The following is a 24,708-nucleotide window of genomic DNA, read 5'->3' as shown; positions in this document are numbered from 1 at the left end:
CAGGTATTTCTCCATGGCCCGTATCACTGTCGAAGACTGTCTGAATCAGATCCCCAATCGTTTCAAGCTCACGCTGGCCGCCACGTACCGCGCCCGCGAGCTGGCTCAGGGCCACGCCCCGCGCCTGGACAGCAAGGACAAGCCCACGGTGACCGCGCTGCGCGAAATCGCTTCCGGCCTCACCGGCCTGGAAATGCTGCGTAAAGTCCCGACCTGATCACGGCCGGGGAGGCGGCAGGCATGGCTTTTCCCGGACTGAAGTACGCATCTTCAGGACTGCTCGCGGCGCTGCGCGCCGGCTCTCGACTGGGCCGGCGCAGCCCGAAAAAAAACGCGGCCCTGCCCCAGGCGCAGGCGGCTGAAGAGGCCGCACAGGCGGCCGCGCTGCCGGTCGCCTCGCTCGCTCCCCTCACCGAGATCATCAGCACCTACCTCGATCCGAAAGAGGTCGAACGGGTGCGCGAGGCGTATCGCTTCGCCGATCAGGCCCACCTGGGCCAGTTCCGCGCCAGCGGCGCCCCCTACATCTCCCATCCGATCGCCGTCACCGAGATCTGTGCGGGCTGGAAACTCGACGCCAATGCGCTGTCGGCCGCCCTCATGCACGACGTGATCGAAGACCAGGGCGTCACCAAGCAGGAGCTGGCCGAGCGCTTCAGCCCCGAGGTGGCCGAACTGGTCGATGGCTTGTCCAAGCTCGACCGCCTCGATTTCGCCACCAAGGCCGAGCAGCAGGCCGAGAGCTTTCGCAAGATGCTGCTGGCGATGGCGCGCGACGTGCGCGTCATCCTCATCAAGCTGGCCGACCGCCTGCACAACATGCGCACGCTGGACGCGGTCAATCCCGAGAAGCGCCGCCGCATCGCGCGCGAGACGCTCGAGATCTACGCGCCCATCGCGCATCGCCTCGGCCTGAACCTGCTGTTCCGCGAACTGCAGGATCTGTGCTTCGCGGCGATGTATCCGAATCGCTATCAGGTGCTGTACAAGGCCGTGCTGGCCGCGCGCGGCAACCGCCGCGAAGTGATCAGCAAGATCGAGGACGCCGTGCGCGCCGCCCTGCCCGCCGCCGGCATCGAGGCCGAGGTCACGGGCCGCGAAAAAACGCTGTTCGGCATCTATCGCAAGATGGCCGACCAGAAAAAGACCTTCTCCGAGGTCCTGGACATCTACGGGTTCCGCGTCATCGTGCACACGCTGCCCGAGTGCTACCTCGCGCTGGGCACGCTGCATCAGCTTTACCGGCCGGTGCCGGGCAAGTTCAAGGACTACATCGCCATCCCCAAGGTGAACGGCTACCAGTCGCTGCACACGACGCTGGTCGGCCCGTATGGCACGCCGGTGGAATTCCAGTTCCGCACGCGCGACATGCATCACATCGCCGAAGAAGGCGTGGCCTCGCACTGGCTCTACAAAGAAGCCGACCTCACGCTCAACGAGCTGCAGAAGCGCACGCACCAATGGCTGCAGTCGCTGCTCGACATCCAGAGCCAGACCGGCGATTCGGGCGAGTTCCTCGAGCACGTCAAGGTCGACCTGTTCCCGGACGCGGTGTATGTCTTCACGCCGCGCGGCAAGATCATCTCGCTGCCGCGCGGAGCTACGCCGGTCGATTTCGCCTACGCCATCCACACCGACATCGGCAACCAGGCCGTCGCGGCCAAGATCAACAACGAGTTCGTGCCGCTGCGCACCGAACTCAACAGCGGCGACGCGGTCGAGATCATCACCTCGCCCGCCTCGCGCCCCAACGCGCAGTGGCTCAACTACGTGCGCACCGGCCGCGCCCGCTCCGAGATCCGGCATTACCTGCGCACGGTCAAATACGAAGAATCGGTCGCGTTCGGCGAACGCCTGCTCACGCAGGCCCTGCAGGAGCTGCACCTGCCGCTCGCGCCCGCCGACGATCCGATGTGGGAAAAGCTGGCCCGCAGCAGCGGTGCCTCGTCGCGCGACGAGATCCTGGCCGACATCGGCCTGGGCAAGCGTCTCGCCGCCGTCGTGGCGCGCCGCTTCGCGCCGGAGCACGCGCTGGTGGCCACCACCGCCGCGGCCGTCGACGAAATCACCTCGGCCCGCAGCGCGCCCATCCTGATCCAGGGCAACGAGGGCCAGGCCGTGCAGCTGGCTCCGTGCTGCGGCCCGCTGCCCGGCGATCCCATCATCGCCGGCATGCGTCTGGGCCACGGCCTGGTCGTGCATATCGACGACTGCCCCGTGGCGGCGCGCCAGCGCGCCCGTGAGCCCGAGCGCTGGGTCACGGTGGCGTGGGACAGCCACACCGCCAAGCACCTGGCCACGCGCCTGGACATCGTCACGCGCAACGAGCGCGGCGTGCTCGGCCGTCTGGCCGCCGAGGTCACCGCGGCCGACGCCAACATCGTGCACGTCACGATGCACGACGATGCGGTATCCACGGTCTCGCTGCACCTCACGGTGCAGGTCGACAGCCGCAAGCACCTGGCCCAGGTCATCCGCGCCATCCGCCACGTACCCCAGGTACAGAAGATCGTGCGCGTGAAGGGCTGAGCGGGTCGCCCCGCTCGCGCGCTTCGCTCAGCTCACGTGCTGCAGAAAGTCCCGCAGCCGCTGGCTCGGCGGGTCGCTCAACAGCGCGGCCGGCGCACCGTCGTGCGCGATCTTGCCGCCGTCGATGAACAGCAGCCTGCTGCCGACCTTGCGCGCGAATTCCATTTCGTGCGTGACCACGATCATGGTCATGCCCTCTTCGGCCAGGTCACGCATCACCTTGAGCACTTCGTGCCGCAGCTCGGGGTCCAGCGCCGACGTGGGCTCGTCGAACAACATCAGCTTGGGCCGGATCGCCAGCGCCCGGGCGATGGCCACGCGCTGCTGCTGTCCGCCCGAGAGCTCCGCGGGATAGTGCCCCGCCCGCTCTGACAGCCCCACCTTGGCCAGCAGATCCAGAGCCAGCTCGTGGGCTTCGTCGCGGCTCATGTCGCGCGTGTGCACCGGCCCGAACATCACGTTCTGCAAGGCGGTCATTTGTGGGAACAGATTGAACTGCTGAAACACCATGCCGGCCTCGCGCCGGATCTCGCGCACCTCGCGCGCCGAGCCCCGCACGCTGAGGCCGTCGACGCGCAGATCGCCGTCGTCGATGGTCTCCAGCACATTGATGCAGCGCAGGAAGGTGGACTTGCCCGACCCCGAGGGCCCGACCACCACCACGACCTCGCCCGCGTCGATCGCGAGCGAGATCCCGTCGAGCACCGTGGTCTCGCCGAAGCGCTTGATGACGTTGTCGAACTCGACCATGCTCATAGTATGCGCATCCTGGTTTCGAGCAGCCGCAGGCCCAGCGCCATCATGCCGGTCAGGATCAGATAGATGATGGCCACCGCCGACCAGATCTCGACCGCGCGGAAGTTGCTGGCCATGATCTCCTGCCCCTGGCGCGTGAGTTCGGCAACGCCGATCACGATGAAGAGCGAAGAGTCTTTCAGGCTGATGATGCATTGATTGCCGAGCGGCGGGATCATGCGCCGGAACGCGATGGGCCCGATGATGTAGAACAGGATCTTGTAGAAAGGCAGGCCCATGGCCTGCCCTGCCTCGCGCAGCCCCTTGTGCACCGACAGCAGCGCGCCCCGCACGATCTCGGCGATGTAGGCGCCGGAGTTGATCATGAGCGTGGCGATCGCGGCCATCACCGGGTCGACCCGGATGTCGAACATCAGCGGCAGCGCGAAATAGATGAACATCACCTGCACGACGATCGGCGTGCCGCGGATCACCGCGACGTAGGTGAGCGCCAGCAGGCCCAGCGCCCTGTTGCCGTAGGCTCGCACGACGCCGGTAAGGGCGCCCAGCAACGCGCCCCCGACCAGACCCAGCGTGGTGATGTACACGGTCATGCGCGTGCCCTCGATCAGGCTGGGCAAGGCATTTTCGATAACGGACCAGTCGAATTCCACGAGCGTCCCCTTCGAACGAAGGCGGCCCCCGACCGGCCCACGATGGACCGGCGGGACGCGCCGTCAGTACCGTTGCGCTGCGCTCAGGGCTTCTTGCCGAACCACTTCGTGTAGATCGCGTCGTACTGGCCGTTGGACTTGAGCGTGGCCAGGGCCTTGTTGACCTCCGGCACGAGCGCACTGCCCTTGGGAAAGGCGATGCCGTAGAAATCGCCGCTCTTCAGGGTGCCCGCGACCTTGACGCGGCCCTTGCCCGCGGTGTTGGCGTAGTACTGCACGTTGGGCGTGTCGTGCACGGCGGCGTCGACCCGGCCCGTGGCGAGCTCGAGGTAGGCGTTGTCGATGTTGGGGAACAGACGCAGCTGCGCCTTGGGGACCTGCGCGCGCAGATAGTCGACCGTGGCGGTGCCGGTCTTGACGGCGACCGACTTGCCGGCCAGATCGGCGGCCGATTTGATATCGGTGTTTTTCTCGCTGACGAGGATTGCCAGGCCGCTTTCGTAGTAGGGATCGGAGAAGTCGATGACCTTTTTGCGGTCGTCGCGGATCGTGATGCCGGCCAGCGCCACGTCGATGTTTTTGGTTTGCAGGCCCGGGATGATGCCGTTGAAGTCCATCGGCTGCAGCTTGTACTTGAGCTTGAGCTCCTTGGCGATGGCTTCCCAGAGGTCGATATCGAAGCCGGTGTAGGTACTTCCCTGCTTGAACTCGAACGGCACGAACGCGGTGTCGGTGGCCACCACCAATTCACGCCCCTGCGCCTGAGCGGTGGACGTGACGCCCGCCACCGAAGTCGACAACCCCAGCAACAACGCAGCAACACTACGCTTGAACATGGAAAGTCTCCTCACTCTGGTTATGTCCGCGACGCCGCGCCTGCGGCGCCTGGATTGCATCGCCTCGTTCAGCCAGGGGCCGAGGGGCTCCGAAGATCTTAGCGCAGCTTGCCGCGCCTGCGATGCTGTAACGAATATTCAGGCCGAACGCGCACGCCGCCTGGCGCCCCTACAATGAATCGACAACCCGGAGGTCTGCCATGCCGTTCAAGCCTGTCTCCATCCGTGGTACCCGCCGTGAGATCGGCGCGGCGCTGGGCAAGCTCGCGCGCCCGATCATGGAACCGTATCTCGACCAGAGCCGTACCTGGCAGGCGCTGCGCCCGTGGCGCGGCCATTCCTATCTCGAAAGCCTGGCCGACACGGCGCAGCTGCGCCTGCCCGCGATCTGGGAAGAGCTCGAAGGGCTGGCCGAGGGTCTGCGGTTGCCGCTCGATGACGTGCTGCTCTGGCACTGCCGGGGCGACCTGCTGCACAAGACCACCGACGGCTGCACGTCGATCGCGCTGCGCGACGCCGGCGGGGTGCGCTGGATCGCGCATAACGAGGACGGCGATCCCTGGCTGTACGGCCGCTGCCAGCTGGTCGATGTGCAGCCCGACGACGCGCCGGGCTACGTCAGCTTCTACTATCCCGGCTCGCTGCCGGGGCACACCTTCGCCGCCAACCGGGCCGGGCTGGTCCAGACCATCAACAATCTGCGCATCCGCCAGCGCCATGCCGGCGTGCCGCGCATGCTGCTGGCGCGCGCCGTGCTCGACTGCGCCACCCTGCCCGACGCGCTGACCCTGCTGCGCGACGCGCCGCGCGCGGGCGGCTTTCATCACCTGCTGGGCTCGGCACACGATCAGCGGCTCTACAGCGTGGAGGCGGCGCCCGCCGCATGCTCGGTGCTGGAAATCGGGCGCGGCTACGTACACACCAATCATCTGGTGCACGCCGGCAGCACCCGGCAGGCTCAGGTCGTGAGCGACTCGTCACGCGCCCGCCACGACAAGGCCGAGCGCGCACTGGACGTCTGGGGCGGCATGGCACAGCCGAGCGATCTGATTGCGTTGTTGCACGATGACGGCGGGCCGTTGCCGATCTTGCGCCGCGCGCCCGACGATCCGGACGACGAAAACACGCTGGCCACCGCCTGCTTTCGCATGGACGGTGGCCAGGTAACGCTGGCGGTGCACGATCGTCAGGAGCTGCCGGCGCAGACGATCGTGCTGTAGGGCTACGCGGCCCGCGGCCGACCGAAGCCGCCGCCGCCCGGGGTTTCGACCACGAACACGTCGCCCGCCTTCAACTGCGCGCTGTCCTGCGGCCCGAGCTCCTGCACGGAACCGTCGGCGCGCTCGACGTAGTTGCGGCCCATCTGCGCGGACTCGCCGCCTGCCAGGCCGAACGGCGCGAAGCGGCGGTTGTTCGACAGGATGGCGGCCGTCATGTCTTCCAGGAAGCGCACCCGGCGTACGCCGCCGTCGCCGCCCGGATAACGCCCGCGCCCGCCCGAGCCGTGCCGGATCTCGTACGACTCCAGACGCACCGGGAACCGCAGCTCCAGCACCTCGGGATCGGTCAGACGCGAGTTCGTCATGTGCGCCTGCACCAGCGAGGTTCCGGCAAAGCCGGGGTCATCGGCGCCCGTCGCGTCGATGCGCACCGGACCCGCGCCGGTGCCGCCGGAGATGGTCTCGTAGTACTGGTAGCGCGCATTGCCGAACGTGAAGTTGTTCATCGTGCCCTGGCTGGCGGCCAGCACCCCCAACGCGCCGTACAGCGCATTGACGACGCACATCGAGGTCTCGACGTTGCCCGCCACCACCGACGCCGGCGGGTTGGGACGCAGCATCGAGCCGGCCGGAATCACGATCTCCAGCGGCTTGAGGCAGCCGGCGTTGAGCGGAATCTCGTCGTCGACGAGCGTGCGAAACACATACAACACCGCCGCCACCGCGATCGCGCCCGGGGCATTGAAGTTGTTCTCGAGCTGCGGCGAGGTGCCGGTGAAGTCGACCACGGCGGTGCGAGCGGCGGTGTCGACCTTGACGCTCACCTTGATCACCGCGCCGTTATCCAGCGGATACTCGTAGCGGCCGTCCTTCAGCACCGAGATCACGCGGCGCACCGCCTCCTCGGCGTTGTCCTGCACATGACCCATGTAAGCGCGCACCACGTCCAGACCGAAGTGGTCGCACATGCGCAGCAGCTCCTGCACGCCCTTCTCGTTGGCCGCGATCTGCGCGTGCAGGTCGGCGATGTTCTGGTCGGGGTTGCGGGCGGGCCAGCGGCCGGACGCCAGGATCGCGCGCGCCTCGGCATCGCGGAACTCGCCGTTCTTGACCAGCTGGAAGTTGGTGAACAGAACGCCCTCGTCTTCCACCGTGCGCGAATCGGGCGGCATGGAGCCCGGCGTCGTGCCACCGATATCCGCGTGGTGCCCGCGCGAGCCCACGAAGAACAGGATCTCTGCGCCCGCGCGGTCGAACACCGGCGTGATGACCGTGACGTCCGGCAGGTGCGTGCCGCCGTGATACGGATCGTTCACCACATAGGCGTCGCCCGGTCGCATCGCGCCGGCATTGGCATTCATCACCGTCTTGATGGACTCACCCATCGAGCCCAGATGCACGGGCATGTGCGGCGCATTGGCGATCAGATTGCCCTCGGCGTCGAAGATCGCGCAGGAGAAATCCAGGCGTTCCTTGATGTTGACCGAGTACGCGGTGTTCTGCAGACGATAGCCCATCTGCTCGGCGATCGACATGAAGAGGTTGTTGAACACCTCGAGCATGACCGGATCGGCCTGCGTGCCGACGGCGCGGCGCTGCACGCGCTCTTCCACCCGCTTGAGCACGAGGTGATCGAGCGCCGTGACTTCGGCCTGCCAGCCCGGCTCGACCACCGTGGTCTGATTGGGCTCGGAGATGATGGCCGGGCCGGGCATCGTGTCGCCGGGCACCAGATCCTCGCGCACATACAGCGGCGTGTCGCGCCAGGCGCCCGCGCTGTACATGCGGACCTGGCCGCGCGCGGACAGCGGCGTGGCGCGGCTGCGCTCGACCGGCGCTTCGGTGGCCTGCTCGCCGCCGCCCGTGGCCTCGACCGAGATGGTCTCGACCACCAGCTCGCGGCCGGGCATCAGGAACGAATAGCGCTGGCGATAGGCGGCCTCGAACGCGGCTCGCATCTCGTCGAGCGCGCCGAACGTGACGTCCAGCGCGGTATCGGTGCCGCGATACTTCACATGCAGACGGCGCACGACGCGGATGTCCTGCGCGGCCACGTGCTGGCGGCGCAATTCGCCCTCGGCCAGATCGGCCAGCTCCTGCAGGCCCGCCTCGAGTTCATCGAGCAGCTCGGCCGACAGCGTCTTCTCGACCGTCTTCTGACGCATGTCGGTCTGGTCGGCCAGCCCCATGCCATAGGCGGAGAGCACGCCGCCCAGCGGATGCGCGAACACGGTGGTCATGCCCAGCGCGTCGGCCACCAGGCAGGCATGCTGGCCGCCGGCGCCGCCGAAGGTGGTCAGCGCGTATTCGGTCACGTCGTGGCCACGCTGCACCGAAATGCGCTTGATGGCCTCGGCCATGTTGCCCACCGCGATTTCCAGGAAGCCCTCCGCCAGTTGCTCGGGCGTCATGTCGCGGCCGGTGGCCTCGCGCACTTCGACGGCCATGGCCTCGAACTGCCGCGCCACCGCATCGCGATCGAGCGCTTCGTCGGCGCCCGGGCCGAACACGCGCGGGAAGTAGTCGGGCTGGATCTTGCCGAGCAGCACGTTGCAGTCGGTGACGGCCAGCGGACCGCCGCGGCGGTAGCAGGCCGGACCCGGGTTGGCGCCGGCCGAATCCGGGCCCACGCGCAGACGCGCGCCGTCGAAGTGCAGAATCGAACCGCCACCGGCCGCGACCGTGTGGATGCTCATCATGGGCGCGCGCATGCGCACGCCGGCCACCTGGGTTTCGAACTCGCGCTCGAACTCGCCGGCGTAATGCGACACGTCGGTGGAGGTGCCGCCCATGTCGAAGCCGATCACCCGCTCGAAGCCGGCCAGTTCGCTGGTGCGCACCATGCCGACGATGCCGCCCGCCGGGCCGGACAGGATGGCGTCCTTGCCGCGGAAGCGGTGGGCGTCGGTCAGGCCGCCGTTGGATTGCATGAACATCAGGCGGATGCCGGGCAGCTCGCCCGCCACCTGATCCACGTAGCGCTTGAGGATCGGCGACAGATAGGCATCCACGACCGTCGTGTCGCCGCGCGACACGAACTTGATCAGCGGGCTGGCCTCGTGCGAGACGGACACCTGCGTAAAGCCGATCTCGCGCGCGATCGCCGCGGCGGCCTGCTCGTGCTCGGGCGACTGCCAGGCGTGCATGAACACGACGGCCATGGCGCGCACGCCTTCGTCGTACGTGGCCTGCATGGCGACGCGCAGCGCGGCCTCGTCGAGCGGCGCGACCACCGCGCCGTCGGCGCCCACGCGCTCGTCGGCCTCGATCACGCGCTCATACAGCAGCTCGGGCAGCTGGACGTTACGCTCGAAGAGACGCGGGCGATTCTGATAGGCGATGCGCAATGCATCGCGGAAACCGCGGGTGGTGACCAGCACGGTGCGCTCGCCCTTGCGCTCCAGCAGCGCGTTGGTCGCCACCGTGGTGCCCATCTTGACGCACTCGACCTGCTCGGCGGGCACGGGCTCGCCGGGCGCGATGCCCAGCAGCTTGCGGATGCCCGCGACGGCCGCGTCGCGATATTGCTCGGGATTCTCCGACAGCATCTTCGCCGTCGTCATGCTGCCATCGGGGCGACGCGCCACGATATCCGTGAACGTACCGCCACGGTCCACCCAGAATTGCCACTTCATAACACCCTCGGAATGTAGGAATAGCGCAGCTCAGCTGCATGCGCGGCCGCCGCGGCGGCGGCCGACGGATTCTTCAGAGCGACGTCGCCGACCGCGCGGCCTGATCGTACAGGCCGGACAGCGCGCGCAGCGTGTTGGCCAACTGGCGCGTGAACTCCAGACCGCGACCCGCGCCGGCTTCCATGCCGTCGATCAGGCATTGCTCGCGGATGGCCGCGTACCGCTCGATATAGGCCGCGCCTTCCGGCGTGACGCTGTAGAACACTTCTTTGCCGCTGCGCTCGCCCCGCACCACGCCCTGCCGCTCGAGCTTCTTGAGCGCGTAGTTGACGATGTGCGTGTCTTCGACGTTGAGCGTGAAGCAGATGTCGGCGAGCTTTTTGGGACGCTCGCGGTGATAGACGTGGTGCATGACCATGACGTCGGTCGGCGTGAGATCGGGCAGGCCCGCCGCCGCCATGCAGCGCACCGTCCAGCGGTCGAACGCGTGGCTCGCGATCATGAGGCCGAACTCGACCTCGGAGAGATCGGGCGCGCGCCCGCTGGCCAGGTGCGCCGAAGACGCGATCAGATTGCTTTTCACGCTGTGATTCCCAGGCATGACTGGCGTCGCCAGCCCTTCAATGGCGAAATACTAATAATTTATCAACGTTTCATCAACAAAATAACGACTCAGAAACCGGGAAACGCCTCATGGTTTTCCCTCGATCGCGGTCGTTCGAGGCGCGCGCACCAGTTTCTTCACCGTCGCGGTGCGGCATGCGCCGGACGGGAGCCCGGCAACGCCCATCGCGGCGGCACGCCGGTGCGGTTCGCGGGACGGCCATTCGCATCGGGTCACCCGATTTCGCGCATCGGTGTCGAACGTTGATGCCTGAAGCATCGAGGCGCGTGCAACGTTAGGACTTACCCGCAAAACAGCGTTTTTTCAGCGCTGTCGCACGCGGCCTCAACATAGAATTGCAGCGTTTTCGACGGCGCGCGCAGGTTCGGCGCCCGGCTCCTCTCCTGGTAACAAACCGCCATCGCGCCGGCTCGCGCGCAAGCGGTTCTTCTAGTCTCAGCACGAAGGATCCACCCTATGTTCAAACGCATCGCATTGCTCGCCGGCAGCATCGGCCTGGCTTTTTCCGCCGGCGCCATCGCTCAGACCAAATGGGATCTGCCCTCGGCCTATCCGGCCAGCAACCTGCACGTCGAAAACCTGACGCAGTTCGTCAAGGAAGTCGATGAGCTGTCGAGCGGCAAGCTCAAGATCCAGCTGCACAACAATGCGTCGCTCTACAAGGCGCCGGAGATCAAGCGCGCGGTCCAGGGCAACCAGGCCCAGATCGGCGAAATCCTGCTGACCAACTTCGCCAACGAAGCCCCCATCTACGAACTCGACGGCCTGCCCTTCCTGGCCACGGGTTACGACGCCTCGTTCAAGCTCTATCAAGCGCAGAAGCCCTTCCTCGAGAAGAAGCTCGAATCGCAGGGCATGATGCTGCTGTACGCGGTGGCCTGGCCGCCCCAGGGCATCTTCGCCAACCGCGACATCAAGCAGACCAGCGACATGAAGGGTCTGAAGTGGCGCGCGTACAGCCCGGTGACCGCCAAGATCGCCGAGCTCGTGGGCGCCCAGCCGGTCACGGTGCAACAGGCCGAGCTCTCGCAAGCCATGGCCACCGGCGTGATCGACTCGTACATGTCGTCGGGCTCGACCGGCTACGACACCAAGACCTTCGAGTACATCAAGAAGTTCTACGACACCCAGGCCTGGCTGCCGAAGAACGCGATCATCGTCAACAAGAAGGCTTTCGACGCCCTCGACCCCGCCACGCAGACCGCGCTCAAGAAGGCCGGTGCGCAGGCCGAAGAGCGCGGCTGGAAGATCTCGCGCGAGAAGAACGAGTGGTACAAGGAGCAGCTCAAGGCCAACGGCATGGAAATCATCCAGCCCACCGCCGAGCTCAAGCAGGGTCTGAGCGATGTGGGCAAGCGCATGCTCGACGACTGGCTCAAGAAGGCCGGCTCCGAAGGTGAACAAATCATCGCGGCCTACAAGAAGCAGTAAGCATGCGCCGCTTTCTCGATACGCTGTACGGTGCCGCCGGCCTGCTGGCCGGCTTTTGCACCATCGGTGTGCTGGTGTCGGTACTGGCGGCCATCCTGGCCCGCCAGTTCGAATGGAACATCCCGGGCACGGACGCCTACGCCGGCTATTTCATGGCCGCCGCGGGCTTCCTGTCCCTGGCCAGCACGTTCAAGCATGGCGAACACATCCGCGTCACACTGCTGCTCAATTCGCTCAAGCCCGGCGCCAGCCGCGGCCTCGACATTTTCGCGCTGGCGGCCGGCGTGCTGCTCGCGGCGGCCTTCGCGTTCTTCAGCGTGAAGCTCACGCTGGATTCGCACACGTTCAACGACGTGTCCACGTCCAACGACGCCACGCCCCTCTGGATCCCGCAACTGAGCATGGCCATCGGCACCGTGCTGTTCCTGATTGCGATGGTCGACGAACTGGTCCGCCGCATCCGCGGTCACGCCGCCCCCTCCTCGCAGCACACCTATGAGTGAAATCTTCGTCATCACGATGCTGGTCGTCTCGATCTTCGCGCTGCTCGGTTGCGGCGTGTGGGTCGGGCTGACCCTGGCCGGCACCGCCTGGATCGGCATGGAGCTTTTCTCCAGCCGCCCCGCGGGCGATGCCATGGCCGTCACGATCTGGGGCGCCTCGTCGTCCTGGACCCTCACCGCCCTGCCGCTGTTCCTGTGGATGGGCGAGATCCTGTTCCGCACCCGGCTCTCCGAAGACCTGTTCCGCGGCCTCGCGCCCTGGCTCAACCGCCTGCCCGGCCGTCTGCTGCACACCAACGTCATCGGCTGCGCCATCTTCGCGGCCGTGTCGGGGTCGTCGGCGGCCACCGTGGCCACGGTGGGCAAGATGACCATCCCGGAGCTCACGCGCCGCGGTTATCCCGAGTCCAAGATCCTCGGCACGCTGTCGGGCGCCGGCACGCTGGGCCTGCTCATCCCGCCCTCGATCATCATGATCGTCTACGGGGTGGCGGCCGACGTGTCGATCGCCCGGCTCTTCATCGCCGGCATCGTGCCGGGTATCGTGCTTGCGCTGCTGTTCATGGGCTACATCGCCTGGTGGGCGCTGCGCAATCCGGAGCAAGTGCCCGCCGCCGATCCCGGCATGAGCTTCGGCCAGAAGCTCAAGCAATCGCGCCATCTGATCCCGGTCATGTTGCTGATCGGCGCCGTGCTCGGCTCGATTTATGCGGGTGTCGCCACCGCCACCGAGGCGGCCGGCGTGGGCGTGGTCGGCGCATTGCTGCTGTCCGGCCTGCAGGGCTCGCTCTCGCGCAGCACCTTCATGCAGTCGCTGCTGGGCGCGACCCGGTTGTACTGCATGATCGCGCTGATCCTGGCGGGAGCGCAGTTCCTCACGCTGGCGATGGGCTATATCGGCCTGCCGCGCGCGCTTGCGGAATGGATCGGCGGGCTCGGTCTGTCGCAGTTCGGTTTGATCATGGCGCTGATGGTGTTCTTCATCATCCTGGGCTGCTTCCTCGATGGCATCTCCATCGTGGTGCTGACCATGGGCGTGCTGCTGCCCACCGTGCAGAGTGCCGGCATCGACCTGATCTGGTTCGGCATCTTCGTCGTGTTCGTGGTCGAGATGGCGCAGATCACCCCGCCGGTGGGCTTCAACCTGTTCGTGCTCTCGGGCATGACGGGCCGCGAGCTGCCGTACGTCGCGAAGGTGTCCCTGCCGATGTTCTTCCTGATGATCGTGGCGGTGCTGCTGCTCTACTTCATCCCGGGCATCGCCACCTGGCTGCCCACGAAGATGACGCTCTGAGCCGCTGCTTCCCGTTCGGCTGAACACGAGCCCCCTGCACCGCAACGGTCAGGGGGCTTTTTCGTTGCACGGCCGAATAGGTTCGGGCGCGCGCACGCTTGCCCCGCGCCCCTATCAGCGCAGCGCCGTCACCAGAAAGTCGACGAACACCCGTACGCGCGGCGACAGATGCCGCGACTTCGGGTACACGATGAAGAGCTCGTCCGGCACCGGCTCGATGCTGTCCAGCAGCGAAACCAGGCGCCCCTCGGCAAGGTCGTCCTGCACGTAATAGTCGTGAATCTGGGCAATGCCGAATCCGGCGCGCACCGCCGCGAGGAGCGCGTGGCTGTCGTTCATGCGCATCGTGCCGACCGGCGCGTGTGCGCAGGGCTCGCCACCGATCTGAAAGCGCCAGCGGCGCGGCCGGCCGGTCTCGTGATAGGTGAGCGCGAGGCCATTGTGCGCGGCCAGATCGTCGCGCGTGACGGGCGTGCCGTGCTTCGCGACATAGGCGGGCGCGGCCACCAGCCGCCGCCGCACCCGGCGCAGCGGCCGCGCGATCAGGCTGGAATCCTGCAAGGGCCCGAAGCGCACGGCCACGTCCACGCCCTCTTGCACCAGATCCACCTCGCGATCGGTGATACCCACATCCACCTCGACCTTGGGATACCGGGCCTGGAACTCGCCCAGCGCCGGCACCACGCAGTGCCGGCCGAACGAGGATGGCAGGCTCAGCCGCAGCAGGCCCGCCGGCTTGCGCCGCGCGCGCGTGAGCACCTGCGTGGCCTCTTCGAGGTCGGCCAGCACCTGCCGGCAGCGGTGATAGAAGGCCTCGCCATCGAGCGTGAGGCTCACGCTGCGCGTGGTGCGCAACAACAGCGCCGTGCCCAGCTGCGCCTCCAGCCGCTTGAGCGCATTGCTCGCGCCGGCCTGCGTGATGGCCAGCGCCTCCGCGGCGCGCACGAAGCTGCGCAGTTCCGCCACCTTCACGAAGATGCGCAGGGTTCGTAGATCGAGGTCCATGCCGGCTCCATTCATCACGGACAGTGATGAGTGATATTACGCCAGCGCCGATGATCTCTCGCGCGCCTGCCGCTAGCATCGAAGGCGATATGACGACCTGGATGCATCCATGACTTACGCCGCCACCGACCTGCTCACCGATGCGTTGAGCGCCGCCCTGGCCGGCGCGCGCGACGACGGCGGCGCCCACCGGGCGAGCCGCCGGCTGAACGAGCCCGGCTCGCACTTCGAACATCGCATGCAGGGTGAGCCGGGCCAGCGGCTGCACTACGTGATCGGCGGCCAGGGCGAACCGGTACTGCTGGTGCCCGGCTGGCCGCAGACCTGGTATGCCTGGCGCAAGACCATGCGCGCGCTGGCGCGGCATTACACCGTGGTGGCGATCGACCCGCCCGGCCTGGGCGACTCCGACCGGCCGCCGGGCGGCTACGACACCGACGCCGCGGCGGACCGCCTGCACGCGTTCACGCAATCCCTGGGCTGGGACCGTTTTCACTACGTGGGTCACGACGTGGGCGTGTGGATCGGCTACGCCTACGCCAGCCGCCACGGCCATACCCTGAACAAGCTCGCGCTCATCGACGCCACGATACCCGGCCTCACGCCGCCGGAGGCCTATGCCTTCGAACCGCAGCGCATCAGCAAGAACTGGCATTTCTACTTCTTCGCCATGCCCGATCTCGCCGAAGCGCTGCTGACCGGCCGCGAGCGCGAGTTCCTCGGCTGGTTGTTTCAGTCCAAGAGCGCCGGGGTGCAATGGATCGAGCCGCACGCGCTGGACGAATACGCACGCTGCTACGGCGGGCTGGGCGGCTGGCGCGCGGGCGCGAGTTACTACCGCGCGCTGTTCCAGGACATGGAGCAGAACCAAGCCCACGCGCGTGCGCGGCTCACGATGCCGGTCCTGGCCATGGGCGGGGAGACGGCGCTGGGCGGCATGATGGAGACAATGCTGAGCCGCGTGGCCGACGACGTGACCGGCGTGATCGCGCCCTGCGGCCACTATGTGCCCGAAGAGGCGCCGGAGTTCCTGGTCGCGCAACTGCGCGCCTTCCTGGGCTGACACCCGCTCCCGGCCTCATACCGCACCCGACAAAAAGCCCGCCGGAATCGCTTCCGGCGGGCTTCGTGTATGACGCGCGCGTGGGTCGCGCCCCGGGCTCAGCCCTGAGCGGCCAGCAGCGCCTCGATGGCCAGCCCGATCTCGAGCACGCGGCGGTCGGCGCCGTTGAGCGCGGAGACCATCAGGCCCACGGGCGCGGTGCCGGGCGCATGGCACGGCAGCGACAGCGAGCAGCCATCCAGGAAGTTGATGAAGGTGGGATTGCGCAGGATCAGCAGGTTGGTGCTGCCGAACTGCTCGTCCTTGGCCTCGAGCGGCGCGATCTCGGGTGCGACCACCGGCACCGTGGGCATCAGCAGCGCATCGTAGCCGGCCATGCGCGCCGACACGCCCGCGATCCAGCGCTTGCGCGCTTCCAGCAGGTCGATGAAGTCGGCCGCCGACATGTCCTTGCCGCGCAGGATGCGGGTACGCACGCGCGGATCGTACTTGTCGCCGGCGCGCTCGAGCAGCTCGCGATGCCAGGCCCAGGCTTCGGAAGCGGTGAAACCGCCCTTGCTGTTGATCTCGGCCAGTTTCGCGAACTCGGGCACCTCGATCTCGTCGATCTGCACGCCGGCCGCGACCAGGCGCGTGACGGCGGCATCGAAGGTGGCCTTGACGTGATCGTCCATGCCGTCGAGCACGATCGTCACGGGCAGAGCCAGGCGCAGACCACGCAGACGGGCGGCCTGCGGGACGTCTGCGGGATCTTCGCCGGCCAGGATGGCGTCGAGGATCGCGCAGTCGCTCACGCTGGCGGCCAGCGGACCGATCGAGTCCAGATTGACCGACAGCGGCAGCACGCCTTCCATCGAGACACGCTGGGCGCTGGGCTTGAAGCCCGTGAGGCCGCACAGCGCCGAGGGGATGCGCACCGAACCGCCGGTGTCCGAGCCGATACCGGCCAGGGCCATGCCGTCGGTCACCGAGATCGCGGCGCCGGACGAGGATCCGCCCGAGATGCGGCCCGTGGCGCGATCCCAGGGATTGCGCGGCGTGCCGTAATGCGGATTCAGACCCAGGCCCGAGTAGGCAAACTCGCTCATGTTGGTGCGGCCCACCAGCACCGCACCCGCGGCGCGCAGGCGTTCCACCACGACCGCGTCGCGGGTGGCAGCGGGCGCGCCCTCGCGCGCCACCGAGCCGGCCAGCGTGGTGCCGCCGGTCACGTCGAACAGGTCCTTGATCGAGATGGGCAGGCCTTCGATCGGCGAACGGGCCAGGCCGGCCGCGCGCAGCGTGTCGCTGGCGCGGGCGGCGGCACGCGCCTGTTCGGCGTAAAGCTGCGTGAAGACGCGGGCGCCCTCGCCGGCCGGATCGGCGGCCCGCGCGAGCGCGGCCTCGGTCAGTTCGGCGGAGGTGGTGCGCCCGTCTTGCAGGGCGCGCTGGGAGTCGGTGAGCGTGGGATACATGGTGGCGGTAGCCGCTCGCGCGGCAAGCTGGATGATCGGTATCGGAAACGCGACAGAGGCTGTCCGGATCAGGCCACGACGGGCAGCGTCGTCACATCATAGCGATGGCGAAGCGTACGGCCCAGACGCGGGTCGTGCAACTCCATGATGAAGGTCGTGGACGGGCGGATACCGCCGATCGCGGCCACGGTGCCGCAGGTCATGCCCGTGCCCTCGGCCAGGCCGGCCTCGCCGGCATAGCCACGGATCAGGTCGAGCGGATTCTGCAGGCTGGCCAGGGTGCCGTCCTGATACAGCACTTCCTTGCCGCCTTCGACGATGTAGGCGCGCAGCACCAGCTCGTCCCAGTGGCCGGCCACCTCGGCATGACGCCAGGCTTCGCGGGCCACGGGCTTCACGCAGGTCTGCTTCGAGAAGGCCACGCTCACGGCTTCGAGCTTGCGGTCGGTGTGGTCGGAGGCCAGGCTGACATACAGCTCGCCGCCGAACTTGAACACGAAGGTTTCGGCTTCGCCCGACGATTCTTCGCCCAGCGCCTGGACCTGCGCGGCCTGGGTCAGCTGGTTTTCGGCGATGCGGTAGTAGAGCGGGACGGTGCTGGGACGCGGCACGCCCAGCGCGGCCAGCTCTTCGATGTGGTGTTCGATGGCGTCGCGGTCACGGCCGGCCCAGCCAGCCACCACGAGTTGGTCGAAATCGATGTCGATGGTGCGGGCATCGGCGCCCTGGACTTGGAAACTCGCTTTCATATAGCACCTGCACAACGTGAGCGGCGCGCCGACGGGCGCGCCCGGGGTATCTGGAACGGACACCGCATGCGCCGTGTCCGGGGAAAACGAAGCGCCGCTCGCGCGGCGCCGGAAGACGGGGCGCCGCGCAGGCGGCGCCCCGTGTCGATCAACTGAAGACTTGCGGCAACCAGAGCGCCAGGCCCGGGAAGAACGCCAGCAACGCGAGCATCAGGAACATCGCGGCCACGAACGGCAGCGCGCCATTGATCACCGCCGTCATGGAACCGCTCTTGCGCAGGCTCTGCACGACGAACAGGTTCAGACCCACGGGCGGAGTGATCAGCGCGGCCTCGACCAGCACGATGATGAGAATGCCGAGCCAGATCGGGTCGTAGCCCAGGCCGATCATGATGGGCGCCACGATGGGGATCGTGGTGATCATCATCGACAGCGTTTCCATGAAGCAGCCCAGCACCAGGTAGAACACGATGATGATGAGCAGCATCATGGTGGGCGACAGGCCGAGATTCGTGATCGATTGCGTCAGCGCATCGGTCACGCCGGTCGCGGACAACACGAAGTTCAGGAAGCCCGCGGCCAGCACGATCAGCATGATCATGGCGGTCGAACGCATCGTGCCTTCGATGGCCTCGCGCAGCATGGTCCAGGTCAGACGGCGGAACCAGGCGGCCAGGATCAGTGCGCCCAGCACGCCCAGCGCGGCGGCTTCGGTCGGCGTCGCCAGGCCGGCGTAGATAGAGCCCACGACCAGCAGGAAGATGCCCAGCGGCGGGCCGAGGTGAATCAGGCTCGCGATACGCTCGCCCCAGCTGGCCTGGATCTTCTTGCCGCCCCACGACGGCTTGAACATGCAGGCCACCACCACGGTCAGCATGAACAGCGCCGCCATCAGGAAACCCGGGATGATGCCGGCCAGATACAGCTTGGGCACCGACGAGTTCGTCAGCACGCCATAGATCACGAGGTTGATCGAGGGCGGGATCAGGATGCCGAGCGTGCCGCCCGCCGCCAGACTGCCCAGGAAGAGCGGCTCGTTGTAGCCGTACTTCTTGATCTGCGGGATGGCGACGGTACCCACCGTGGCCGCGGTCGCGACCGACGAGCCGGAGGTGGCCGAGAACAGCGTCGATGCACCGATGTTGGCATGCATGAGACCGCCCGGCAGCCACGACAGCCACAGTGCCATTGCGCTGTACATCTTCTCGGCGAAGCCTGCGCGCAGCAGCACCTCTCCGAGCAGGATGAACAACGGAATCGCCACGAGGAGGAACTCGTTGTTGGTGCTCCACGCCAGCTCGCCCATGGCGCGCGTGAGCGGCAGCATGGAGAACATCGGGTCGAGGATCAGCCCGAGCACGCCCAGGGCGGCGCCGACGGGAATGGAAATCCCGATCAGCACCAGGAGCAAAATAAGTGTGGTCGAGATCATGCCTGGCCTCCCTTGACCATACGCTCACCGGCGGCCGCTTCTTCCTCGGCCTCTTCCTGCGCCGAACGCACGCCGCAGATTTGCTTCACCAGTTCGATGTCGCCGGTGACGAGCGCTGCGCTGGCGCGCAGCAGCATCAGGGCGACGGTGATGCACATCCAGAACAGACCCAGCAGCCACAGCCCCTGCGGCAGCCACAACGGGGTGGCCAGCGGCGTATTGGCGGTGGCTTTCTGCAGCCAGGACGTATGCACGACGTCGAAGGCGTAGTACGACAGCGTGACCATGAACACGGCCAACGCCACCAGCGAAATCCAGTCCAGCAGCGCGGACACGCGCACCGGCAGATATTGGTAGACCACATCCACACGCACGTTGGCGCGTTGCAGCGTGGCGAAGGCCAGCGCCCACGACGTGCTGATGGCGAACGCGTAGCTCGACAGCTCGTCCGCGCCGCCCATCGTGATGCCGGCGAACTTGCGCGCCAGCACGTCGAACGAAATGAGCAGGACACTGGCGATGGTGAGCGCGCCGCCCACCCATACCGCCACGCGCGAAAGCCCTTCGGCGCGCCGCAACAGCGCGCCGAGCAAGGCGAATTTTTCTTTCTGATTCATGATGTCCTCCGGGTAGAACGTCGCCCGCATGCCGCGGCGCGGCCCTGCGGGCGACGCGCGCACCGGTTCGCACCGGCGCGCATCCACCTTGGATCAAGCGGATTACTTCTTGGCTTGCAGGCCGATCTTGGTGCCGATCGTCTCGTTGAAGTCCTTGACGCATTGCGCCGAGCAACGGGCGGCCCACTTGGGCAGCACGGCGTCGTTCAGGACCTTCTTGAGCAGCGCGCGGTCGGCATCGGTGGGTTGCACCAGGACCATCTTGCCCTTGACGGCTTGCGTGCAGGCGGCGGCACCGGTGTTGCAGTCATAGCCTTCCTGGGTCTGGCGCGCGGCCGCTTCCCAGATCTGGTCGACCAGGCCCTTGACCTGGGCCTGCAGGAACGTGCGCACCTTGGGATCGAGCTTGTCCCAGGCCTTCTGGTTCACGGCGTGGATCTGCTGGTTCCAGTTGATGGGCAGCGCGTACAGGTGGGTCGACACTTCGTACCACTTGGCCGAGTAACCCGACAGCGAGCCGGTGATGGCGCAATCCACCACCTTGTTCTGCAGTGCCGGCACCACTTCGCCGAAGGCCATGGTCACGCTGGTGCCGCCCAGCGCTTCGACGAACTCGGCCGTCGTGCGGCTGCTGGTGCGAACCTTCTTGCCCTTGATGTCGGCCAGGCCGGTGATGGTGGCGTTGCAGAACAGCACCTGTGCCGGGTAGGTCGAGATGCCGAGCAGCTTGACGTTGGCGCCTTCGCCATACAGACGGGCGTAGACCGGCTCGAACGCGTCGGTGACTTCGCGTGCGGTCTTGACGTCGGGCGCGAGGCCGGCCAGGTCGATGGCTTCGTTGATGGGGTTGTCGCTGGCGAAGTACGAGAGCGTGGCGGTACCGAACTCGATCACGCCTTGCGACATCAGGCGCATCAGCTCAGGACCCTTGAGGCCCATTTCATTGAAGCCCTTGATCTCCGCGGTCACCTGACCCTTCGATTGTTCGGGGATGGTCTTGGTCCAGAACGGCTTTTCGTAGTCGTTGTAGGCCGTCAGGTTCGACAGACCACCCACGACCTTGAGCTGGGTCTTGGGCAGATCCTGCGCCTGGGCGGCGCCTGCGGCGCCGATGGCCAGCGCGGCCGCGATCAGAACGTGCTTCATGTGAACTTCTCCTTGCAAGCGGGATTTCGAATGGGCGCCGGGCCCCGCTGCCCGTGGCGCCGTGGATTGATCTTGCTTGGAGGGAGCGCCGCGCGTGCGCGATGCTGGCTTCCCCTGCCCCACCGGCACACGACCGGCCAGTTGGCGGGGCCATTGCACCGCAGCGCCCGCGCCAGAGCCAATCATTAGTTTGGAGGAGGAGGTATAAATTCCTCTTAAGGGTGGCTCGATCCCGGCCGGCCAAATGCCCGCAGCGCCAATGCTGGCGCGGGTTTCGGCGATAAGAGGGGGATCGCGGGACGGACCGGGCGCGACGCGCCTGCGCGCGCCGCCCACGGGAAATCCCTAGGTGGCTGCGGGGTCCACCGAGCCGCCATGACGCGCCGCGACGGCCTGCGCCATCTGCGCCACCGCGCGCGCGGCGTGGCTGTCGGGCCCCTGCATCCAGGTGGCCGTGAACGACAGGCCGGGCAAGGGGTCGGCCTGCACGTCGAGCACGCAGAGCTCGCCACGCGCGAGCTCCTTGTCGAGAAAGATCGGCGCGATCACGCTCGATCCCATGCCGTCGGCGGCCATGCGCACCACCATCGACAGCGAGGCGCTGCCGTACATGCGCGGCGCCTTGACGCCGGCGCGCATCAACATATCGCGCACCATGCGATACGGCTCACTCGCCGAGGGATAGGTGATGATGGGATGACGGCCCATGCATTCGAGCGTGAGCGGCCCGGGCCCGAGGTCGAGCGACGGACTGGCGACCCACGCCAGCGGATAGGTGCAGAGCGGCAGATTCTCCATGCGGTCTTCGAGAATGGGCCCCATCAGAAAGGCCACGTCGATCTGACGTCCGATCAGTTGCGCGCGCAACACATTGGAGGTGTCGACTTCGATCTCGAGCACCAGCGCGGGATGCGCGGCATGCACGGCTTCGAGCAGCTCGGGCAGCCAGGTCTGCACGATGGTCTCGGCCACGCCAATGCGGACGCGGCCACTCATGACGTTCTGGGCGCGAGCGGCCTCGAGCATGTCGCTGCGCACCTGCAGCATGCGCTCGGCATGTGATAGGAGCTCGTGGCCCTTGCCGGTGAGCGTGACGCCGCGCGCATCGCGCTCGAACAGGCGCACGCCGAGGTCTTCTTCGAGCGAAGCGATGCGCTGCGAGATCGCAGGCTGAGTGGTGTTGAGCTTCTCGGAGGCGGCGCGGAAGCTGCCGAGGGTGGCCACCCAGAAGAAGGTCTCGATCTGTCGCAGGTCTATCATGAGCTCATCCGAAGGCGATGAGCGTATCATGATCGCCTTGCACGGCCTAAGCTTCCAATATCTCGTCCCACCGAGGAGACACGCATGCCCCCGGCCCAGACCGGCCTGGCCAAGCCACAAGGCGTAGCGACGCCCGGCGTAGCGACGCCCGGCGCATCGGCGCCCGGCACGGCCACCCCCACTGCCGCGCCCACCCGCACCCTGCTGGGCATCGGGTTGCTGGTGATGTCGATGTGGGTTCTGTCCGGGCTCGATGCCAGCGGCAAATGGGTGATGGCGGCCGGCGTGCCGCTCTTCATTCTGTGCTGGGTGCGTTACGTGGTGCATCTGGTGCTGGTGCTGGGGCTAGTCGTGCCCACGCGCGGCTGGCGCATCGTGCGCGCCAAGCGGCCGCGCGATCAGTTGCTGCGGGGCGGCGCGATGTTCCTCGCCACCCTGGTGTTCTTCACCACCCTCACCTATCTGCCGCAGGCCGAAGCCACGGCGATCAACTTCCTCGCCCCGCTGATCGTGCTGTCGATCGCGCCCTGGGTGCTCAAGGAGCCCCCGCGCATCTCGCGCTGGGTGGCCTGTGGCGTGGCGTTCGTCGGTGTGCTCATCATCATCCGCCCCGGCGGCGGGCTGCATCCGGTGGGTGTGATGTTCGGCCTGCTCACCGCCTGCTGTTTCGCGGCGCAGTTCATCGCCACCCGGCGCGTCGCGACCGACGATCCCTACACCACCCTGATCTGGAGCGGCGCGGTCGGCACGCTGTGCCTCACGCTGGCCCTGCCGGTCACGCTGCCGGCGGCCCTGCCCGTGCTGCGCGAACTGAGCTTCGGCAACTGGGTCCTGCTGATCTCCACGGGCTTCTGGGGTGCCCTCGGGCACTTGCTGCAGATCGGCGCCTATCGCAATGCCGCGGCATCGATGCTCGCGCCATTCGTTTATCTGCAAATCGTGAGCGCCACCGCCGTGGGCTGGCTATTCTGGGATCACTTCCCGGACAGCCTCACCTGGCTCGGCATCGGCATCATCTGCGCCAGCGGCATCGTGATCGGCGTGCTCGAATGGCGCCGCGGCCGCCGGGCCCAGGCACACGCCACCGCCCGGGCCTGAGGGCCAGCCCGGACCGCACACACCCTCAGGCGGCCAGCCGGCCGCCCGCCAGCACCAGCTGCTGGCCGCAGCGGGCCGCCAGATCCTGATCGTGGGTCACCAGCACCAGCGTGGTGCCGTGCTCACGATGCAGGTCGAACATCAGATCGATCACGGTCGCGCCCGTGGCGGCGTCCAGGCTGCCGGTGGGCTCGTCGGCGAACAGCAGATCGGGCTGCACCACGAACGCCCGCGCCAGCGAGACCCGCTGCTGCTCTCCGCCGGACAGCGTGCGCGGGTAGTGGTGCAGACGGGCGCCCAGGCCCACGCGTTCGAGCATGGCCTGTGCCGCGCCCCGCGCGGGCTCGCCCGAGAGCTCCAGCGGCAGCATCACGTTTTCGAGGGCGGTGAGGTTGGGCAGCAGCTGGAACGACTGAAACACGAAGCCCACATGATTGGCACGCAGGCGCGCGCGACCGTCTTCGTCGAGCGCGAACAAATCCTGCCCGGCCAGCTGCACACTGCCGGCCGAGGGAACATCCAGGCCCGCCAGCAGTCCCAACAAGGTGGACTTGCCGGAGCCGGAGCTGCCGGTGATGGCCAGGGCGGCACCGGCCTGCACCGTAAAATCGATGCCATCGAGGATGGCCAGCTCGCCGCCCGCGTCAGCGACCACTTTGCCCAACCCCTTCACTTCGATCGAGTTCTTGCTATCCATGCGCCTATTTTTCCGTGTACTCGTTGCGACAGTCATGACGGCGGCGGCCGTGCCGGCCACCCTGGCTCAGACCCAGGCCCAGCCCGCCAGTTCCCCAAACACCATCGTCGTGGTCGGTGACAGTCTGTCGGCCGAATATGGCATCAAGCGTGGCACCGGCTGGGTCCCGCTGCTGATACAGCGGCTATCCGAACAATACCCCAACTACCGCGTCGTCAATGCCAGCATCAGCGGCGACACCACCAGTGGCGGCGTGGCGCGCCTGCCCGCGCTGTTGCGCGAGCACAAGCCCGGCATCGTCGTGCTCGAGCTGGGCGCCAACGACGCGCTGCGCGGCCTGCCGCTCGACATGACCGAGAAAAACCTGCGCACCATGACGACGGCCTCGCAAAAGGCCGGCGCGCAAGTGCTGATCCTGGGCATGCAGATCCCGCCCAACTACGGGCGCGACTACGCCCAGCGCTTCGGGCAGCTCTTCTCGCGCGTGGCCCAGGACGAACAGACCCGCCTGGTGCCCTTCTTCATGGATGGCATGGCCACCGACCGCGCCATGTTCCAGGCCGACGGCATTCATCCCAACGAGGCCGCGCAGCCGGCGTTGCTCGAGAACGTCTGGCCCGAGCTCGAGCCCTTGCTCAAGGCGTCGAAGGGCTGATCCGGAGTTTGCGGCGTCGGTTCCGCCGGGCGCGCGCCCGAGCCGTGCCG

22 protein-coding genes are annotated in these 24,708 nt (G+C 67.2%); 9 read left to right on the top strand and 13 right to left on the bottom strand.

All coding sequences use genetic code 11. The annotated features are described in order from the left end of the window. Positions 1-13: 13 nt before the first annotated feature. Together rpoZ and CEK29_RS09500 are read left to right on the top strand one after the other, a co-directional pair. Entirely contained in the window at positions 14-217 is a 204-nt protein-coding gene (rpoZ, locus tag CEK29_RS09505) for a DNA-directed RNA polymerase subunit omega (RefSeq protein ID WP_003811126.1), read from the top strand. A gap of 23 nt (positions 218-240) precedes the next feature. Next, positions 241-2,529 (top strand): RelA/SpoT family protein, encoded by a 2,289-nt coding sequence (locus CEK29_RS09500; protein ID WP_094799337.1) that lies wholly within the window; start codon positions 241-243, stop codon positions 2,527-2,529. 27 nt (positions 2,530-2,556) lie between these two features. Here the strand turns inward: CEK29_RS09500 and glnQ are convergent, their stop codons facing one another. From glnQ to glnH, 3 genes are all read right to left on the bottom strand, one after another. Next, positions 2,557-3,285, bottom strand: a complete 729-nt coding sequence (gene glnQ / locus CEK29_RS09495; RefSeq protein ID WP_094857929.1) for a glutamine ABC transporter ATP-binding protein GlnQ — start codon at positions 3,283-3,285, stop codon at positions 2,557-2,559. Next, positions 3,282-3,938, bottom strand: a complete 657-nt coding sequence (glnP, locus tag CEK29_RS09490; protein ID WP_094857928.1) for a glutamine ABC transporter permease GlnP — start codon at positions 3,936-3,938, stop codon at positions 3,282-3,284. Before glnP ends, glnQ begins: the two co-directional genes overlap by 4 nt. 83 nt (positions 3,939-4,021) lie before the next feature. After that, complete coding sequence (gene glnH, locus CEK29_RS09485; protein WP_094857927.1) at positions 4,022-4,774, bottom strand: glutamine ABC transporter substrate-binding protein GlnH; 753 nt, start codon at positions 4,772-4,774, stop codon at positions 4,022-4,024. 200 nt (positions 4,775-4,974) lie between these two features. Here glnH and CEK29_RS09480 point away from each other — a divergent pair, with 200 nt between their 5' ends. Next, positions 4,975-5,994: a C45 family autoproteolytic acyltransferase/hydolase gene (locus CEK29_RS09480; protein ID WP_094857926.1), complete on the top strand. Its 1,020-nt coding sequence runs from the start codon at positions 4,975-4,977 to the stop codon at positions 5,992-5,994. Between the two features lie 2 nt (positions 5,995-5,996). Here CEK29_RS09480 and CEK29_RS09475 read toward each other — a convergent pair whose 3' ends face one another. Next, the gene (locus CEK29_RS09475; RefSeq protein WP_094857925.1) at positions 5,997-9,629 is read right to left on the bottom strand and encodes a hydantoinase B/oxoprolinase family protein; all 3,633 of its coding nucleotides are present in this window, start codon (positions 9,627-9,629) and stop codon (positions 5,997-5,999) included. 73 nt (positions 9,630-9,702) lie between these two features. Beyond that, entirely contained in the window at positions 9,703-10,230 is a 528-nt protein-coding gene (locus CEK29_RS09470; protein ID WP_094857924.1) for a winged helix DNA-binding protein, read from the bottom strand. A gap of 480 nt (positions 10,231-10,710) precedes the next feature. Here CEK29_RS09470 and CEK29_RS09465 point away from each other — a divergent pair, with 480 nt between their 5' ends. Genes CEK29_RS09465 through CEK29_RS09455 form a run of 3 tightly spaced genes read left to right on the top strand, consistent with a single transcriptional unit; the run spans position 10,711 to position 13,482 of the window. Beyond that, on the top strand, positions 10,711-11,685 hold the full coding sequence (locus CEK29_RS09465; RefSeq protein WP_094857923.1) for a TRAP transporter substrate-binding protein: 975 nt from the start codon (positions 10,711-10,713) through the stop codon (positions 11,683-11,685). Positions 11,686-11,687: 2 nt separating this feature from the next. Then, a complete protein-coding gene (locus CEK29_RS09460; RefSeq protein ID WP_094857922.1) occupies positions 11,688-12,188 on the top strand; it encodes a TRAP transporter small permease in 501 nt (166 codons plus the stop codon). Then, positions 12,181-13,482 carry a TRAP transporter large permease gene (locus tag CEK29_RS09455; protein WP_094857921.1) on the top strand — a complete coding sequence of 434 codons (1,302 nt, stop codon included), beginning with the start codon at positions 12,181-12,183 and terminating at the stop codon, positions 13,480-13,482. The genes CEK29_RS09460 and CEK29_RS09455 overlap by 8 nt, the downstream gene beginning before the upstream one ends. Before the next feature lie 114 nt (positions 13,483-13,596). Here the strand turns inward: CEK29_RS09455 and CEK29_RS09450 are convergent, their stop codons facing one another. Continuing rightward, a complete protein-coding gene (locus tag CEK29_RS09450; RefSeq protein WP_176456868.1) occupies positions 13,597-14,487 on the bottom strand; it encodes a LysR family transcriptional regulator in 891 nt (296 codons plus the stop codon). A 109-nt stretch (positions 14,488-14,596) separates the two neighbouring features. Here CEK29_RS09450 and CEK29_RS09445 point away from each other — a divergent pair, with 109 nt between their 5' ends. Continuing rightward, positions 14,597-15,550 carry an alpha/beta fold hydrolase gene (locus CEK29_RS09445; protein ID WP_094857919.1) on the top strand — a complete coding sequence of 318 codons (954 nt, stop codon included), beginning with the start codon at positions 14,597-14,599 and terminating at the stop codon, positions 15,548-15,550. A gap of 98 nt (positions 15,551-15,648) precedes the next feature. Here the strand turns inward: CEK29_RS09445 and CEK29_RS09440 are convergent, their stop codons facing one another. The 6 genes from CEK29_RS09440 to CEK29_RS09415 all read right to left on the bottom strand — a co-directional run bounded on the left by CEK29_RS09440 (position 15,649) and on the right by CEK29_RS09415 (position 22,208). Further along, the gene (locus tag CEK29_RS09440; protein WP_094857918.1) at positions 15,649-17,004 is read right to left on the bottom strand and encodes an amidase; all 1,356 of its coding nucleotides are present in this window, start codon (positions 17,002-17,004) and stop codon (positions 15,649-15,651) included. Between the two features lie 68 nt (positions 17,005-17,072). Beyond that, entirely contained in the window at positions 17,073-17,753 is a 681-nt protein-coding gene (locus CEK29_RS09435) for a DUF2848 domain-containing protein (RefSeq protein WP_094799324.1), read from the bottom strand. Positions 17,754-17,901: 148 nt separating this feature from the next. Then, positions 17,902-19,185 carry a TRAP transporter large permease gene (locus tag CEK29_RS09430; protein WP_094857917.1) on the bottom strand — a complete coding sequence of 428 codons (1,284 nt, stop codon included), beginning with the start codon at positions 19,183-19,185 and terminating at the stop codon, positions 17,902-17,904. After that, positions 19,182-19,802, bottom strand: coding sequence for a TRAP transporter small permease subunit (locus CEK29_RS09425; RefSeq protein ID WP_094858014.1), 621 nt, complete (start codon positions 19,800-19,802; stop codon positions 19,182-19,184). The genes CEK29_RS09430 and CEK29_RS09425 overlap by 4 nt, the downstream gene beginning before the upstream one ends. A 102-nt stretch (positions 19,803-19,904) precedes the next feature. Continuing rightward, positions 19,905-20,948, bottom strand: coding sequence for a TRAP transporter substrate-binding protein (locus tag CEK29_RS09420; RefSeq protein WP_094857916.1), 1,044 nt, complete (start codon positions 20,946-20,948; stop codon positions 19,905-19,907). Between the two features lie 345 nt (positions 20,949-21,293). Beyond that, the gene (locus tag CEK29_RS09415; RefSeq protein WP_094799321.1) at positions 21,294-22,208 is read right to left on the bottom strand and encodes a LysR family transcriptional regulator; all 915 of its coding nucleotides are present in this window, start codon (positions 22,206-22,208) and stop codon (positions 21,294-21,296) included. A gap of 84 nt (positions 22,209-22,292) precedes the next feature. Between CEK29_RS09415 and CEK29_RS09410 the strand changes: the two genes are divergently transcribed. Continuing rightward, complete coding sequence (locus CEK29_RS09410; protein WP_094857915.1) at positions 22,293-23,306, top strand: DMT family transporter; 1,014 nt, start codon at positions 22,293-22,295, stop codon at positions 23,304-23,306. A gap of 25 nt (positions 23,307-23,331) precedes the next feature. Here the strand turns inward: CEK29_RS09410 and CEK29_RS09405 are convergent, their stop codons facing one another. After that, a complete protein-coding gene (locus tag CEK29_RS09405; RefSeq protein WP_170948424.1) occupies positions 23,332-24,003 on the bottom strand; it encodes an ABC transporter ATP-binding protein in 672 nt (223 codons plus the stop codon). On the opposite strand from CEK29_RS09405, the gene CEK29_RS09400 reads away from it, so the two are divergent. Continuing rightward, positions 24,002-24,658 (top strand): arylesterase, encoded by a 657-nt coding sequence (locus CEK29_RS09400; protein ID WP_170948423.1) that lies wholly within the window; start codon positions 24,002-24,004, stop codon positions 24,656-24,658. The genes CEK29_RS09405 and CEK29_RS09400 overlap by 2 nt on opposite strands. The last annotated feature ends 50 nt before the right edge of the window (positions 24,659-24,708 follow it).

The sequence above is a fragment of the Bordetella genomosp. 5 genome (assembly GCF_002261475.1).
GTDB lineage: Bacteria > Pseudomonadota > Gammaproteobacteria > Burkholderiales > Burkholderiaceae_B > Bordetella.
The sequence above is the reverse complement of the archived record's forward strand: the minus strand, read 5'-3'. Positions and strand labels throughout refer to the sequence as shown.

Bases quoted from the DNA above. Each gene is read 5' to 3' on its own strand.
- CEK29_RS09415 (WP_094799321.1), bottom strand. From the start codon at position 22,208: ATGATAGACCTGCGACAGATCGAGACCTTCTTCTGGGTGGCCACCCTC.
- CEK29_RS09450 (WP_176456868.1), bottom strand. From the start codon at position 14,487: ATGGACCTCGATCTACGAACCCTGCGCATCTTCGTGAAGGTGGCGGAA.
- CEK29_RS09425 (WP_094858014.1), bottom strand. From the start codon at position 19,802: ATGAATCAGAAAGAAAAATTCGCCTTGCTCGGCGCGCTGTTGCGGCGC.
- CEK29_RS09500 (WP_094799337.1), top strand. From the start codon at position 241: ATGGCTTTTCCCGGACTGAAGTACGCATCTTCAGGACTGCTCGCGGCG.
- CEK29_RS09475 (WP_094857925.1), bottom strand. From the start codon at position 9,629: ATGAAGTGGCAATTCTGGGTGGACCGTGGCGGTACGTTCACGGATATC.
- rpoZ (WP_003811126.1), top strand. From the start codon at position 14: ATGGCCCGTATCACTGTCGAAGACTGTCTGAATCAGATCCCCAATCGT.
- CEK29_RS09400 (WP_170948423.1), top strand. From the start codon at position 24,002: ATGCGCCTATTTTTCCGTGTACTCGTTGCGACAGTCATGACGGCGGCG.
- CEK29_RS09460 (WP_094857922.1), top strand. From the start codon at position 11,688: ATGCGCCGCTTTCTCGATACGCTGTACGGTGCCGCCGGCCTGCTGGCC.
- CEK29_RS09420 (WP_094857916.1), bottom strand. From the start codon at position 20,948: ATGAAGCACGTTCTGATCGCGGCCGCGCTGGCCATCGGCGCCGCAGGC.
- CEK29_RS09440 (WP_094857918.1), bottom strand. From the start codon at position 17,004: ATGTATCCCACGCTCACCGACTCCCAGCGCGCCCTGCAAGACGGGCGC.
- glnQ (WP_094857929.1), bottom strand. From the start codon at position 3,285: ATGAGCATGGTCGAGTTCGACAACGTCATCAAGCGCTTCGGCGAGACC.
- CEK29_RS09435 (WP_094799324.1), bottom strand. From the start codon at position 17,753: ATGAAAGCGAGTTTCCAAGTCCAGGGCGCCGATGCCCGCACCATCGAC.
- CEK29_RS09430 (WP_094857917.1), bottom strand. From the start codon at position 19,185: ATGATCTCGACCACACTTATTTTGCTCCTGGTGCTGATCGGGATTTCC.
- CEK29_RS09445 (WP_094857919.1), top strand. From the start codon at position 14,597: ATGACTTACGCCGCCACCGACCTGCTCACCGATGCGTTGAGCGCCGCC.
- CEK29_RS09465 (WP_094857923.1), top strand. From the start codon at position 10,711: ATGTTCAAACGCATCGCATTGCTCGCCGGCAGCATCGGCCTGGCTTTT.
- glnH (WP_094857927.1), bottom strand. From the start codon at position 4,774: ATGTTCAAGCGTAGTGTTGCTGCGTTGTTGCTGGGGTTGTCGACTTCG.
- CEK29_RS09470 (WP_094857924.1), bottom strand. From the start codon at position 10,230: ATGCCTGGGAATCACAGCGTGAAAAGCAATCTGATCGCGTCTTCGGCG.
- CEK29_RS09405 (WP_170948424.1), bottom strand. From the start codon at position 24,003: ATGGATAGCAAGAACTCGATCGAAGTGAAGGGGTTGGGCAAAGTGGTC.
- CEK29_RS09480 (WP_094857926.1), top strand. From the start codon at position 4,975: ATGCCGTTCAAGCCTGTCTCCATCCGTGGTACCCGCCGTGAGATCGGC.
- CEK29_RS09410 (WP_094857915.1), top strand. From the start codon at position 22,293: ATGCCCCCGGCCCAGACCGGCCTGGCCAAGCCACAAGGCGTAGCGACG.
- CEK29_RS09455 (WP_094857921.1), top strand. From the start codon at position 12,181: ATGAGTGAAATCTTCGTCATCACGATGCTGGTCGTCTCGATCTTCGCG.